Below are 12650 nucleotides of genomic sequence, written 5' to 3'. Positions count from 1 at the left end.
TCGCGTCCGGACCTCCCTTGCGCCCCTCTTGCCCCAGGGGTCCGTGTTTTTCGCTATGTCCGGTGGCCGATACTGGGGAGGCCAGCGGCCGGAACCAACGGGGGAGATGCGTGTGACCACCAGCAGTGAGACGGCTTCGGGGCCCTGGACCGACCTGTCCTACAGGAGTGCCGTCGCCGATGACGTCCCCGCGCTCGTCGAGCTGGTCAACTCCTGTTACCGCGGCGACTCCTCCAAGGAGGGCTGGACCACCGAGGCCGACCTGCTCGACGGCCAGCGCGTGGACGCCGGGGGCATGGCCGAGCTGCTGGGGCGCACCAACACCATCGTGCTGGTCGCCGAGGCCGAGGGGCGGATCGTGGCCTGCTGCGAGCTCCAGCGCGGCGTCAACGGCGCCTACTTCGGCATGTTCTCGGTGCGGCCCGGCGTCCAGGGCGGGGGCCTGGGCAAGCGGGTCCTGGCCGAGGCCGAGGACACCGCGGTGCGCGAGTGGGGCTGCCGCCTGATGCGGATGAAGGTGCTCAAGCAGCGCCCGGAGCTGATCGCCTGGTATGAGCGGCGCGGCTACACCAACACCGGCAAGACCGAGCCCTTCCCCTACGGTGACGCGACTTTCGGCCTGCCCAAGCGTGCTGATCTGGCCTTCGTCGAGCTCACCCGGGAACTGCCCGTCCCCTGACCGGTGAGGGCGCGGCCGGTCCGGGGCCCGGCCGCGTCAGCCCTCTTCGAGGTTGGCCGACATCCGCTCCAGCACGTTGACCGCGGTCCGGTACTCCTCGTCGCTGATCCCCCGCGAGATACGGCGGCGGGAGTCGTTCACCCTGGCGAAGAGGGCCTCGTGCGCGGTCTCGCCCGCCGTACTGAGGTTCAGGGAGACCAGGCCCTCCACCCAGCCTCGCTGGCGCAGCTCCTCGACCACCGGGGTGACGCTGTACTCGCCCTCGTCCAGGAACGCGGCGAGTCTGCGGTCCAGGTCGGCGATCGTGCCGGGGTCGGTGTGCAGGGAGTTGAGCACCTGCCAGTGGCGGCGCCCCAGCGACTCCGCCGCCAGGGCCCGGTCCAGGTCGTTCTCGATGAGCCGGTCCAGGTGCTTGAGCCAGTAGCCGATCGGCAGGTCGGACATGGTGCTCCCTCCGGTGGGGACTGTGCGGGCGTCCACTCTTCGAGATACGTCGAAGATAGATCGCCGCGCGCCGCACCGCCAACGACCGGAAGCGGTGTCGGCGCGGGCCCGGGCGCGGCGGGCGACGCGCACCCGGGCCCCGAACCCTCGGGGGCGGGTCAGACCCGGCACAGGATCGCGCCGCGCGGGATCACGAACACCCCGTCGGGGTCCTGGCTCCAGGCCGTCCAGCCCGCCGAGACGCGCTCCAGCTCCTCCCGGGTGGCGTGGCCCTCCGCGACCGCCTGACGGCCCATGTCCGACTCCAGGATCCGCCTGGACCACATGCCGCCCCACCAGGCGCGGCGCTCGGGGGAGGAGTGGTTCCACACCTCGGCCACGTAGGTGACGTCCTCGAACCCCGCCTCGCGGGCCCAGGAGACCATGCGCCGCCCCGCGTCGGGCTCGCCGCCGTTGGCGCGCGCGACGCGCTGGTAGAGGTCCATCCACGCGTCCAGCTCGGGCAGGCGCGGATACCAGTACATGCCGGAGTAGTCGCTGTCGCAGGCGGCCACGACCCCGCCCGGTCCGGCCACACGGCGCATCTCGGCCAGGGCCCGGACCGGGTCGGCCACGTGCTGGAGGACCTGGTGGGCGTGGACGACGTCGAAGGCGCCATCGGGCAGGTCCAGGTCGTGGACGTCGCCGACCCGGAACTCGACGTTGTCGACCCCGGCCTCCCGCGCGCTGGCGCGGGCCAGGTCGACGGCCTCGGCCGAGGCGTCCACGGCGGTGACCCGCCCGGGAGCGACCCTGCGGGCGAGGTCGGCGGTGATGCTGCCCGGGCCGCAGCCCACGTCGAGCAGCGAGCGGCCGGGGACCATCTGGTCGAGGGCGTAGGCGGCGGAGTTCTCCGCGTCGCGCCAGCGGTAGGAGTCGGTGACCGTCGGGTGCTGGCCGTGGGTGTAGCGCGTCATCGGAACGCCCTCTCGTGGGTCGCAGGCGGGAGCGAACACCTCGGACCCTACACCGATATCTCTGTGAATGAGATTTCATTCTCATTATTCGAGACGGATGATGGGATGCCCCTGTTGGGAGGTGGTTCTCCCGAAGCCGCGGGGACGGCTGCGGACGGTCGGGCGAGAGAGAAGAAACTCCTGGGAAAAACCTCGCCGGGGCCGATGAGTTCCGCCGCCCGGACGCGTCATCACGGGTAGGGCGGGCGCGCGCAGGACCGCGCCGCACACGGAGAGGACCAGACATGACACGGCTCAACAAGATCACTCCCTGCCTGTGGTTCGACACCCGCGCCGAGGAGGCGGCCCGCTTCTACGTGGGGCTGTTCGACAACTCGCGCATCCTGCGGGTCCGGCACTTCGGCCCCGAGGGGCCCCGGCCCGCCGACATGGTGCTGACCGTGGACTTCGAGATCGACGGCCAGCAGATCACCGCGCTCAACGGCGGCCCGGAGTTCACCTTCTCCGAGGCGGTCTCCCTCCAGGTGATCTGCGACAGCCAGGAGGAGTCCGACCGCTACTGGGCCAAGCTCAGCGAGGGAGGCGAGGAGGGCCAGTGCGGCTGGCTCAGGGACCGCTTCGGCTTCTCCTGGCAGGTCTTCCCGGCCGAGCTCGACGACCTGCTGGCCGACCCCGACCCCGGCCGGGCCGGGCGCGCCATGCAGGCCATGCTCAAGATGGGCCGGATCGACCTGCCCGAGATCCGCCGGGCCGCGGACGCGGCCTGACCCGCGGCGGCCGTCCGCGCCGGGAGACGGCGGCGCGGACGGCCGCGTCCGGGATCAGACCCGGACGAGGGACAGGTAGGCGAAGCCGATCGTCTCCCGGGTGCCGCGCAGCCAGAAGTTGCGGTGCCGGTCCGCCCTGGCCCGGACCTCGTCGGCGTCGGGGGAGTCGGGGTTGCGTTCCAGCCACTCCTCCCGCCCCCGGGAGTGCCGGGACTCGAAGTCGTCCCACTCCTCCAGGGTGGCCTGCGACAGCGCCCGCAGCCGGAAACCGTGGGAGAGGGCGAGGTCCACCAGGTCGGGCAGCCACCGGTACTGGGCGCGCGGGATGCCGGTCATGGCCTCCAACTCCGCGGGCGTCGGCTCCCGCAGCCAGAAGCATTCGCCGAACAGGAACCGGCCGCCGGGACGGAGCAGGTCGGCGACCGCCTCCAGGGCGTTGACGGTGTGCGTCACCGGGTCGCCGCCCCACACGTGGCTGGCGCCGTTGTTGACCACCACGTCCGCGTGCGTACCGGACCAGGCGCCCGCGTCACCGACCGCGAGTTCGACCCGGTCCGCCAGTCCGCGGGCCCGGGCGTTGGCGCGCCCGTGCTCCACGGACTCCTCGCCGAGGTCGATGCCGAACCCGGTGGCGGTCGGCTCGCTCTCCAGGGCGCGCAGCAGCAGCTCGGCCCAGCCGCAGCCGATGTCGACGATCCGCCTGCCCTCCAGGGAGTCCAGGTTCCGGATGAGCCTGGCGGCGTGGGCGTCGGAGAGCGGGCCGTTGAAGTCGGCTTCGCGGTACAGGGGAGGCAGGGGTGGTGTGGTCATCGGGCCACTCTGGTTCGGACGCCACCGCACGTCCACCCGTTTTCGGGGCGCGGAGCCGCCCGCCCCGCGAGGGCCCTGTCGGCGCGCCGGGGCGCCGGGGCCGCCGGTCATACCCGGGTCTGACGCCCGGATCCAGACCCCGGTCCGACGCCGGGGACGGGCCCGGCGGGGCATCGTCGGGGCATGACTCCTCCACCACGCACCACCCACGGCACCCCGCACGCCGCGAGCGGACCGAGCCGCGTACTCCCCGTGGAACGCGCGGACGCCTTCCCCGGCCGCTGGGTGGGCGGCGTCGCCATGGTTCTGGGGCCCCTGCTGATGCTGGCCGGGGCCCTGCTGCGCGTCCGCTTCGACTTCTTCTTTCCCGGGCAGCTCGCCGCGTACGAGCGACACTCCGGCCTGACGGCCACCGCGTACGCCCTCTTCGCGGTCGGCAACCTGCTGCTGTGGCCCGCCGTGGCCGTACTCGCCGCCCGCGTCGGCGCGCGCGGTCCGGGATGGGGGCTGTGGGGCGGGCTGCTGGCGATGTCCGGCCTGTTCACCCGTACCTTCCACGCCGGAGCGGACCACATGGCCTTCCGGCTGGTCGGCGCCGAGGGCGCCGCGACCGCCACGCGGATCGTCTCCGACACCTACGGGGCCTTCCAGGTCCTCTCCGTCCTGAACCTCGCCGTCCTGTCCGGCTGGGTCGTGCTCGCTCTCGGCGCCTGGCGCACACGGGTGCTGGGCCCGGTCCGCGCGTTCGCCCTCGCGCTGACGGCGGCCCTGCCGCTGGGCGTACTGAAGGGCACAACACCGTGGTCGCTGGTGGCCCTGGCCGGGCTGGCCGCCGCCCTGCTGCCGCTGGGTCTGGCTCTGCTGCGCGAGGGACCGCGGCCCCGCCGCTCAGCGGTGGTGCTCTGGGTCCTGGTCACGCTGGGCACCCTGGGGCTGATGTTCGCGTTCGGACAGGCGGGCTGAGGGGAGTGGGCCGATACTGTCGGGCGATGCACCGCACCACCGGCCGCCACGCGTACGCCGCCGACCTGGCGGCGGCCCTCGTCCTGACCGCGGTCTACGCCGGGTTCGCGCACCTGTCCCCGGCCGACGGGCAACCGGCCTACGGCGGCCCGGTCTGGCTCCCCTGGGCCGTCGCCGCGGCCGTGGGCCTGCCCGTCGCGGTCCGCCGCCGCTGGCCGCTGCCCGTGCTGGGCGCGGTACTGGCCGCCCTCACCGCCGCCACCCTCCTGGACCTGACCCGGGAGCCCTACACCGCGGCGGGTCTGGCCGCCTACCTGGTGGGCCTGGCCGAGCCCGCCCGCCGTTCGGTCCCGGCCCTGGTCGCCGCGCTGACGACGGCCGCCGCCGGGGTGTACGTCGGGGAGGCGGTCATCACCCCGGCGGGGGACCGGCAGGACGCGGTCGGCCTGGCCTCCCTGGTGGTGCTGGTGGTCGGCGGCGCCTGGGCGGCGGGCTTCGCCGTGCGCTCCCACCGGGCCCAGGGGCGGCGGCGGGCCGAGCGGGCGCTGACCGAGGAACGGCTGCGCATCGCCCGCGACCTGCACGACGTCGTCTCGCACAACCTCGGCCTGATCGCCGTCAGAGCGGGTGTGGCCACCCACGTGGCGGAGGCCGACCCGCGCGAGGCCCGGGTCGCGCTCAGGGACATCGAGGAGACCAGCAGGTCCGCTCTGACGGAGATGCGCCGCGCCCTGGGGGTGCTGCGCACCGAACAGGCCCCGCTGGCCCCGGCACCGGGCCTGGACGGTCTCGACGGACTCGCGCGGGACGCCCGCAGGGCCGGGGTCGACGTGCGCCTGACGGTCCGCGGCATGCGGGGCGTTCCGGAGGGCACGCGCCTCATGGTGTACCGGATCGTGCAGGAGGCCCTGACCAACGCGGTCCGGCACGCGGCTCCGACCCGGTGCGAGGTGACCGTCGCCTCGGACGGCGCGGCGGTCGACATCGAGGTGGTCGACGAGGGGCCCGCGGAGGGCTCCCGTCGCCCGTCCGGGGGCCCTACGGGCGGACACGGCCTCCTGGGCATGCGGGAACGGGCGATGATGTGCGGGGGCGGTTTCACCGCGGGCCCCCGTCCGGAGGGCGGTTTCGCGGTGGCCGTACGACTGCCGACCGGACAGGAGGGCACGCCGTGACCCGACCGACGCGGGCGACGGGGACCGGAGAGGGCACCGGGGCCACGCGCGTCCTCGTCGCCGACGACCAGGCGATGGTCCGCGGCAGTTTCCGCGTCCTGGTCGACCACACCCCCGGGCTGAGCGCCGTCGGCGAGGCCGCCGACGGAGCCGAGGCCGTGGAACTCGCCCGCCGCGCACGGCCCGACGTCGTCCTCATGGACATCCGCATGCCCGGGCTGGACGGCATCGAGGCCACCCGGCGTATCTGCGCCGATCCCGCGACGGCGGGCGTCCGCGTCCTCATCCTCACCACCTTCGACCTGGACGAGTACGTCTACGCCGCCCTCCGCGCGGGCGCGGCGGGCTTCCTGCTGAAGGACACGCCGCCGTCGCGGGTCCTGGACGCCATCGCCGTCGTCGCCGCGGGGGACGCCCTGCTGGCCCCCTCGGTCACCCGGCGGCTCATCTCCGAGTTCGCGCGCCGCCCCGAGCCGGAACGCCCTCCGGCCCGTGCCCTCGACGGCGTCACGGACCGCGAGGTGGAGGTCCTCGGGTTGATCGCCCGCGGCCTGTCCAACACCGAACTGGCCGAGCACCTGCACCTGAGTCTGGCCACGGTCAAGACGCACATCGGGCGGCTGCGTGCCAAACTCGGGGCGCGCGACCGCGCGCAGCTGGTGATCACCGCCTACGAGACGGGTCTGGTGGGCGACCGGCGCCCCGGGACGGGGAAGCCCCGCGACGAGGACCCGCGTTGAGGGCGTCGGTCCGGGGCGGCGCGGGGAGCGGTCAGGTATTTCCGGTGCGCCGACGCGGTGACAGCGTCTAGACTGCCGCGCATGATGGCAGTCGCAGTCACGGAGTAGGCGGGCGTCCGCGCCCGCCGCGCGCCGCGCCCTGTCCTGGGAGGACGGGCGGGGCCTGCTCGGCGTACCGCGCGGGCGGAACGGCTTTCCTTCCGTTCTCGGCCCGCCTCGATGCGGGCCCGACCCGATGGGCCATCACACATGAACCCGTTTCGGACTTCCGACGCGCGCCCCGGCCGCCGGGAGCGCTCCACCGCTGCCCGCCGCTGGTGGGCGCTCGCGGCGGTGTCGATGCTCCAGTTCCTCATCGCCGTGGACGTCACGGTCGTCAACATCGCCCTGCCCTCCATCGGCGCCGACCTGGGTGCCGGTCCGCAGGGCCTGACCTGGGTCGTCGCCGGTTACACACTGGTCGGCGGCGGTCTCCTGCTGCTCGGCGGGCGCGTCTGCGACCTGCTGGGGCGGCGGCGCATGCTGCTCCTGGGCGCCGCCCTGTTCGGCGCGGCCTCGCTCGTCGCGGGCGCGGCGCCGGACCTGCCCTGGCTGCTGGCAGCGCGCTTCGGGCAGGGGGCCGGTGAGGCGCTCGCCTCCCCGGCGGCGATGTCGCTGATCGCCATGCTCTTCCCCGCCCCCCGGGAACGCGCCAGGGCGCTCGGTGTCTGGGGCGCGATCTCCAGCTCCGGCCTGGTCGGCGGAGTGCTGCTGTCCGGCGTGATCACCGAGCTGCTGCACTGGCGGTGGATCTTCCTGGTCAACCTCCCCGTCGTCGCCGTGGTCCTGGTCGCGGTTCCGCTGCTGGTCGCGCCCGACCGCGTCCGCGGCGCGGCGCCGGGGGCCCAGACCCCGGCCGCTCCGGCCACCGCGACCGGCACCGCACGGCGCCGCCCCGACCTCCTGGGCGGGGCGCTGCTGACAGCCGGTCCGCTGGCCCTGGTGCACGGGGTGCTCCAGGCGGCGCAGCACTCCTGGACGGAGCCGCGGGTGTTCGTCCCCGTGCTCGCGGGCGCCGCGGCGATGGGGCTGTTCGTCCTCGTCGAGGCGAGGTCGCGCAACCCGCTGGTACCGCTGTCCTTCTTCGCCGACCGGACCAGGCTGGTCGCCAACGGGGCGACGGTGCTGCTCAGCGCGGCGCTGTCGACCTCCTTCCTGCTGGTGACGCTCTACCTCCAGCACGTGCTGGGGTTGAGCCCCTTGCAGGCGGGGCTGGCGTACGTGCCGTTCTGCGCGGCGATCCTGGTCTCGGCGACCGTGGTCGGCCGGATCATCGGCGCCCTCGGCGTCTCCGGGGCGGCGATCGCGGGCCTGCTGTCGGCCGCGGCCGGAACCGCCTGGCTGTCGCGGCTGCCGGTGGACGGCAGTCTGTGGACCGACGCCATGCCCGGCATGCTCCTGGTCGGCGTCGGCATGGGCGTCGGCCTGATCGCCCTGCAGAACGCCGCCCTGCACGGGGTGACCGAGGCCGACGCGGGGGTCGCCTCCGGCGTCCAGCGCTCGGTCGACCAGCTCGGCGGGGCCACCGGCATGGCCGTCCTCGTCGGCGCGGCCGTCGCCGCGGGCGCCTCCGGAGACGTCGCCGCATCCGTGGAGGGCTACCGCACCGCCTTCTCCTGGGCGACCGTCGGCGTCCTGCTCGCCGCCGCCGGTGTGGCCCTGTCCGCCTGGCGGTCCGTCCGCGCCTGACCGGCTCCACCGCCCTTCCGGGGCCGCCGCGTAGCAGGCGGGCCCGGAGGGGCGCGCGGCCGCGGTCAGATGTGGCGGGCGCCACCGGGCCCGTCCGCGGGCCCGGTGCGGTCCACGTAGTGCAGGATCACGTCGCAGCTGTACTGGAACTCGTCCATGAGCCGCTGCGCCTCGATCAGGAGCACGCCGTAGGGCAGCCGGAGGTCGTCGAAGGGCGGGGAGCCCTCGCGTTCCTTGGCCCGGAGGAGGTCGTCGTGGCGCTCCCGGGCCTGCTCCGTGAGCCGGCACAGCCTCCGGGCCTGGGGTCCGAGCCGGTCCTGGTCCAACCCGCTGAGTTCGCGGGTGATCTCGGTGACCGAGGCGAGGAAGTTCCCGTAGAGGCGGAGGAAGTCCTGGTAGACCGAGCGCTCCCCGTCACGGCTCCACAGGTGGATGCTGCGGGCCAGGGAGCCCAGCTGGTGGGTGGTGCGCTCCAGGGCGTCGACGAGCTGCTGGTAGCCCTCGAAGGCGACGTGGTGGCGGTGTCTGCGCAGGAGCCTGGCCGGGTTGAGGTAGACGCTCTCCCAGGCGGTGTCCACCGCCGAACGCGTCTGCTGGACGGTCGACGCGAGCCGGTTGGCCCGCTGCCGCCAGTTCTCGGCCTCGTCCTCGGTCAGTTCCCCCCGTTCTATGCCGCGCTGGATATCCCCGATCAGGTTGCACTCGGCGTGCGCGAGGGAGCGGATGGCGTACTCCGCGCTGCGAAAGCGCATCGGGGGCAGCACGAGGACGTTGACCGCGGTGCCGATGGCGCAGCCGATGAGCACCAGCAACAGGATCTGGGAGAGGTCCACCAGGCGCCCGGTGTAGCCCTGGGAGGTCAGGAAGGTGGAGAAGGCGAAGAACGCGGCCGTGACCACCTGGGAGCCCTGGCTGCCCAGGGGCCTCCACCGGCCGATGACCAGGGCGATGAGCGTGACCACGACGAAGGTCAGCATGTCCGGGCCCGCGGCGAAGCCCAGGACGGCCTGCACCGTGATCCCGAGCGCCACCGCGCCCACGTAGCGCAGCGACTGGACCACCGACTGGTAGACGGTGACCTGCATCATCAGGACCGCGGTGAAGGGGGCGAAGGCCGGGGAGCCGGCCTGGATCAGGTGCTGCGCGGCGAACCACGCCAAGGAGGCGGCCAGGGCGCTCTTGCCGATGGACAGCACCGTGTGCCGTTCGTGCCCGTCCGAGCCCGCCGCGCGGCTCACCCACGCGCGTGCGCGGGCCACGGCTCCGTCCGTGCCCTCCCTGTCGCGACCTGTCACGGCTTCCTCCCACCGGTGCCCTCGCCGATCGTCGTCCACGGCCGCAGCTACCCGGGGTGAGGGTCGGCGAAGCACGGAGAGGGGACGGGTGTGGGTCACTCAGCGGCGCAGGGCGCAGTCCCCGCAGTACCCCGCGCCCGGAACCCGGTAGTACAGGCAGCACGTGGTGCGCCGGAACACCCCCAGCCCCGAGGCGTCCACCCCGGTGTAACCGCCGGTCCCGGCCAGGGACGGACGCCCCAGCAGGTCCGCGGCCACCTCCTCGGCCCGCGCGCGCACCGCGGGCCGGTCCGCGCCCAGGGCGCGCACGGCCCCGGCCAGGGCGGCGGAGGTGTTGCCCCGCAGCAGCCCCGGCGCCACCCTGCCCACCCCTGCCAGCCCCCGTGCCCCGCGCGCCAGGACGCCGAGGACCACCGTGCGCTCGACCCAGTCGGCCAGTTCCGCCGTCCCGCCGACCGCCGTCGCGGCCCCGTCCTGCGAGGTGCGCAGCACCACCGGTCCCTCCCGGTGCGGATCCCAGTGGAAGCGCGCCGCGTCCACCAGCGCCCCGTGGCACAGACCGGCCGCCAGCACCGGCGACAGCAGCCGCGTCGCCAGCCCCTGCTGGAACACCGACGCCGCCACCCGCCACTCCACCACCGCGTCCGGCCGTCCCGCCAGCTCCGCCAGGCGGTCGCGCACACGCTCCACCTCGGCTGCCAGGACGCGAGACGCCAGCGCTTCGCGGCCTCCCAACGGCAGCCACCCCGGGCCGGGAGGGACCGTCTCCACGGCGAACATCATGTTGACCCGGCCGACCTCCGCCAGGACCGGCCGCACCGCCGTCGTCCCCGCTCCGTCCACCCCCGCACCCGCCTTTCTCCCCCGGCCGCACCCGAGTGGTGCCAGCACCACCGGCACTCCACGTGCTGATGGGTTCGTGCCTTCCGGCCGCCGAACCTAGATTGGTTGCGTGACCGGTCAGAGCACGCGCGCCAGCGCCAGGAACGGCGGGAGAGGGAGGTTCCTCACCGCCCTCTCCGGTCTGCCCCGCGTGGCCGAAGCCTACGGGTCCGGCTGGCGTGTGCGCGTGGTCGAGGTCCTGCACCTGATGACCTCGCTGGCCCTGGCCCTGTGCTACCTGGTGCCCGCGTTCATGCTGGTCGCCTCGGCCACCTGGGCAGGCTTCGCGGTCTCCGGCCCCTGGCTGCCCGAGGTGTCCCGGCTCGTCCCCGACCGGATGCTCTCGGACTCGCTCTCCTTCCTGGTCGGCCTCCCGGCCCTGGCGACCCTGCTGGCCCGCCTGTCCTGCCGGGTCCAGCGCAACCGGCTGGACACCGTGTTCGGGATCGTGGAGACCAGTCCGCCCGACCCCCTGGCCCACGACAAGCCGTTCGTGCGCACCTGGCGGTTCGTGTTCGGCCGCGAGGCCTGGTCGGCGGTCGTCTACAGCACCGTCGCCGGGTTCCACGGCCTGCTGGCCGGGGGCGTGGTGGTGGCGCTGGTGGTGTGCGGCGGGGCGTCGGTCGTGGGCGCCCTGATCGGCATCGTGTTCGTGCTGGTGATGGGCTCCCCCGGTGACCTGGTCGGCCCCCTGGTCCTGGTCGTGTTCGGGCCGCTGTGCGCCCTCGTCGGGCTGCGCCTGGCCCCCTACATGGTCGCCACCGAGGTCCTTCTGCACCGCAGGCTGCTGTTCGAGGCGCCCGAGGTGCGCATCCGCCGCCGCCTGATCCACGTCCAGGACAGCCGCCTGCGCATGGTCGACGCCGCCGAGGCCGAGCGCCGCCGCATCGAACGCGACCTGCACGACGGCGCCCAGCAGCGCCTGCTCGCCCTGACCATGACCCTGACCCGGGCGCGCTCGCGCGTGGCCACCGACCCCGACACGGCCCTGGAACTGATCACGGAGGCCCAGCGCGAGTCCCGGGAGGTCATGGACGAGCTGCGCCAGGTGGCGCGCGGGCTCCACCCCCGGGTCCTGACCGACCACGGACTGGGCGCGGCCCTGCCCGTGGCCGCCGGACGCGCCCCGGTTCCCGTACGGGTGGACGTCGAGTTCGAGGAACGCCCCTCCCCGCGCGCCGAGGGCGTGGCCTACTACGTGGCCTGCGAGGCACTCGCCAACGTCGCCAAGCACTCCGGCGCCACCGGGGTCACCGTGGCCGCGGAGCGGGTGGCGCGCCCCGCCCGAAGCGGCGGCGACCTGCTGCGGCTCACCGTCACCGACGACGGCGCCGGAGGGGCCGAGCCCCGGGTGGGCACGGGCCTGAACGGCCTGTGGGACCGCGTGGACGCCGTCGACGGCGTCCTGACCATCCACAGCCCGGCCGGTGAGGGCACCGTCCTGACCGCCGACATCCCTTGGGAGGCATGACCGTGTACACCGGTGCGAACCCCGTCCAGCTCGAGGAGAGGGGGCCCAGGGTGGTTATCGCCGAGGACTCGGTGCTGCTGCGCAGCGGGATGGCCCGCCTGCTGGAGGACGCGGGGGTGGAGATCGTCGAGCAGGTCGGCGACGCCGACGCGCTGATGCGGGCGGTGGAGGAGCACCCCGACGTGGACCTGTGCCTGGTCGACATCCGCATGCCGCCCACCTACTCCGAGGAGGGCATCCAGGCGGGTATCGCCATCCGCCAGAAGTACCCGGAGGTGGCGGTGCTGCTGCTGTCCCAGCACGTGGTCAGCCGCTACGCCGCCGACCTGCTCGGCAGCGGGGCCAGCAGGGTCGGTTACCTGCTCAAGGACCGGGTCGCCGACATCGACGAGTTCCTGTCGGTGCTGCGCAGGGTCGCCGGGGGAGGCGCCGCCATCGACCCGGAGGTGGTCTCGCAGCTGCTCAGCCGCCGACGGGACAACGCCCTGACGCGGCTCACCCCCCGTGAGACCGAGGTGCTGGAGCTCATGGCGCAGGGGCTGAACAACGCGGGTGTGGCCTCGCGGCTGACCGTCACCGAACGCGCCGTGGAGAAGCACATCCGCTCGATCTTCACCAAGCTCGACCTGGGCCACGACGACCACGACCACCGCAGGGTGCAGGCCGTGCTGCGCTACCTGCGCGGCGCGGACCGGGACTGACCGCGGACACCAGAGGGGGCGCGAGCCCAGCGAGGAAGG

At 74.1% G+C, this 12650-nt stretch carries 13 protein-coding genes; 8 read left to right on the top strand and 5 right to left on the bottom strand.

The window, feature by feature from the left end; translation table 11 throughout:
• Positions 1-106 precede the first annotated feature (106 nt).
• Complete coding sequence (locus FYW99_RS08840; RefSeq protein ID WP_150251525.1) at positions 107-679, top strand: GNAT family N-acetyltransferase; 573 nt, start codon at positions 107-109, stop codon at positions 677-679.
• 36 nt (positions 680-715) lie between these two features.
• Here the strand turns inward: FYW99_RS08840 and FYW99_RS08835 are convergent, their stop codons facing one another.
• A complete protein-coding gene (locus tag FYW99_RS08835) occupies positions 716-1123 on the bottom strand; it encodes a MarR family winged helix-turn-helix transcriptional regulator (RefSeq protein ID WP_150251524.1) in 408 nt (135 codons plus the stop codon).
• A 158-nt stretch (positions 1124-1281) separates the two neighbouring features.
• Complete coding sequence (locus FYW99_RS08830; protein ID WP_150251523.1) at positions 1282-2079, bottom strand: class I SAM-dependent methyltransferase; 798 nt, start codon at positions 2077-2079, stop codon at positions 1282-1284.
• 284 nt (positions 2080-2363) lie between these two features.
• Between FYW99_RS08830 and FYW99_RS08825 the strand changes: the two genes are divergently transcribed.
• The gene (locus FYW99_RS08825; RefSeq protein WP_150251522.1) at positions 2364-2846 is read left to right on the top strand and encodes a VOC family protein; all 483 of its coding nucleotides are present in this window, start codon (positions 2364-2366) and stop codon (positions 2844-2846) included.
• A gap of 54 nt (positions 2847-2900) precedes the next feature.
• Here the strand turns inward: FYW99_RS08825 and FYW99_RS08820 are convergent, their stop codons facing one another.
• Positions 2901-3656, bottom strand: coding sequence for an SAM-dependent methyltransferase (locus FYW99_RS08820; protein WP_150251521.1), 756 nt, complete (start codon positions 3654-3656; stop codon positions 2901-2903).
• 183 nt (positions 3657-3839) lie between these two features.
• Here FYW99_RS08820 and FYW99_RS08815 point away from each other — a divergent pair, with 183 nt between their 5' ends.
• The 4 genes from FYW99_RS08815 to FYW99_RS08800 all read left to right on the top strand — a co-directional run bounded on the left by FYW99_RS08815 (position 3840) and on the right by FYW99_RS08800 (position 8262).
• Positions 3840-4619, top strand: coding sequence for a hypothetical protein (locus tag FYW99_RS08815; RefSeq protein ID WP_150251520.1), 780 nt, complete (start codon positions 3840-3842; stop codon positions 4617-4619).
• A gap of 26 nt (positions 4620-4645) precedes the next feature.
• Positions 4646-5794, top strand: a complete 1149-nt coding sequence (locus FYW99_RS08810) for a sensor histidine kinase (RefSeq protein WP_223838873.1) — start codon at positions 4646-4648, stop codon at positions 5792-5794.
• Positions 5791-6534: a response regulator gene (locus FYW99_RS08805; RefSeq protein ID WP_150251518.1), complete on the top strand. Its 744-nt coding sequence runs from the start codon at positions 5791-5793 to the stop codon at positions 6532-6534. Before FYW99_RS08810 ends, FYW99_RS08805 begins: the two co-directional genes overlap by 4 nt.
• A 249-nt stretch (positions 6535-6783) precedes the next feature.
• A complete protein-coding gene (locus FYW99_RS08800; RefSeq protein WP_223838871.1) occupies positions 6784-8262 on the top strand; it encodes an MFS transporter in 1479 nt (492 codons plus the stop codon).
• Positions 8263-8327: 65 nt separating this feature from the next.
• Here the strand turns inward: FYW99_RS08800 and FYW99_RS08795 are convergent, their stop codons facing one another.
• Both FYW99_RS08795 and FYW99_RS08790 read right to left on the bottom strand, forming a co-directional pair.
• Positions 8328-9557: an FUSC family protein gene (locus tag FYW99_RS08795; protein ID WP_150251517.1), complete on the bottom strand. Its 1230-nt coding sequence runs from the start codon at positions 9555-9557 to the stop codon at positions 8328-8330.
• A 99-nt stretch (positions 9558-9656) separates the two neighbouring features.
• On the bottom strand, positions 9657-10376 hold the full coding sequence (locus FYW99_RS08790; protein WP_150251696.1) for a (2Fe-2S)-binding protein: 720 nt from the start codon (positions 10374-10376) through the stop codon (positions 9657-9659).
• Between the two features lie 214 nt (positions 10377-10590).
• Between FYW99_RS08790 and FYW99_RS08785 the strand changes: the two genes are divergently transcribed.
• Positions 10591-11910: a sensor histidine kinase gene (locus FYW99_RS08785; RefSeq protein ID WP_150251695.1), complete on the top strand. Its 1320-nt coding sequence runs from the start codon at positions 10591-10593 to the stop codon at positions 11908-11910.
• Complete coding sequence (locus FYW99_RS08780; RefSeq protein ID WP_150251516.1) at positions 11907-12611, top strand: response regulator transcription factor; 705 nt, start codon at positions 11907-11909, stop codon at positions 12609-12611. The genes FYW99_RS08785 and FYW99_RS08780 overlap by 4 nt, the downstream gene beginning before the upstream one ends.
• Positions 12612-12650: the final 39 nt, after the last annotated feature.

Source organism: Nocardiopsis deserti (assembly GCF_008638355.1).
In the GTDB taxonomy this organism is placed as follows: Bacteria; Actinomycetota; Actinomycetes; order Streptosporangiales; family Streptosporangiaceae; genus Nocardiopsis; species Nocardiopsis alborubida.
Note: the sequence above shows the minus strand (reverse complement) of the source record. Positions and strands in the feature narration are given on the sequence as shown.

Bases quoted from the DNA above. Each gene is read 5' to 3' on its own strand.
- FYW99_RS08820 (WP_150251521.1), bottom strand. From the start codon at position 3,656: ATGACCACACCACCCCTGCCTCCCCTGTACCGCGAAGCCGACTTCAAC.
- FYW99_RS08835 (WP_150251524.1), bottom strand. From the start codon at position 1,123: ATGTCCGACCTGCCGATCGGCTACTGGCTCAAGCACCTGGACCGGCTC.
- FYW99_RS08830 (WP_150251523.1), bottom strand. From the start codon at position 2,079: ATGACGCGCTACACCCACGGCCAGCACCCGACGGTCACCGACTCCTAC.
- FYW99_RS08780 (WP_150251516.1), top strand. From the start codon at position 11,907: ATGACCGTGTACACCGGTGCGAACCCCGTCCAGCTCGAGGAGAGGGGG.
- FYW99_RS08810 (WP_223838873.1), top strand. From the start codon at position 4,646: ATGCACCGCACCACCGGCCGCCACGCGTACGCCGCCGACCTGGCGGCG.
- FYW99_RS08800 (WP_223838871.1), top strand. From the start codon at position 6,784: ATGAACCCGTTTCGGACTTCCGACGCGCGCCCCGGCCGCCGGGAGCGC.
- FYW99_RS08825 (WP_150251522.1), top strand. From the start codon at position 2,364: ATGACACGGCTCAACAAGATCACTCCCTGCCTGTGGTTCGACACCCGC.
- FYW99_RS08840 (WP_150251525.1), top strand. From the start codon at position 107: ATGCGTGTGACCACCAGCAGTGAGACGGCTTCGGGGCCCTGGACCGAC.
- FYW99_RS08815 (WP_150251520.1), top strand. From the start codon at position 3,840: ATGACTCCTCCACCACGCACCACCCACGGCACCCCGCACGCCGCGAGC.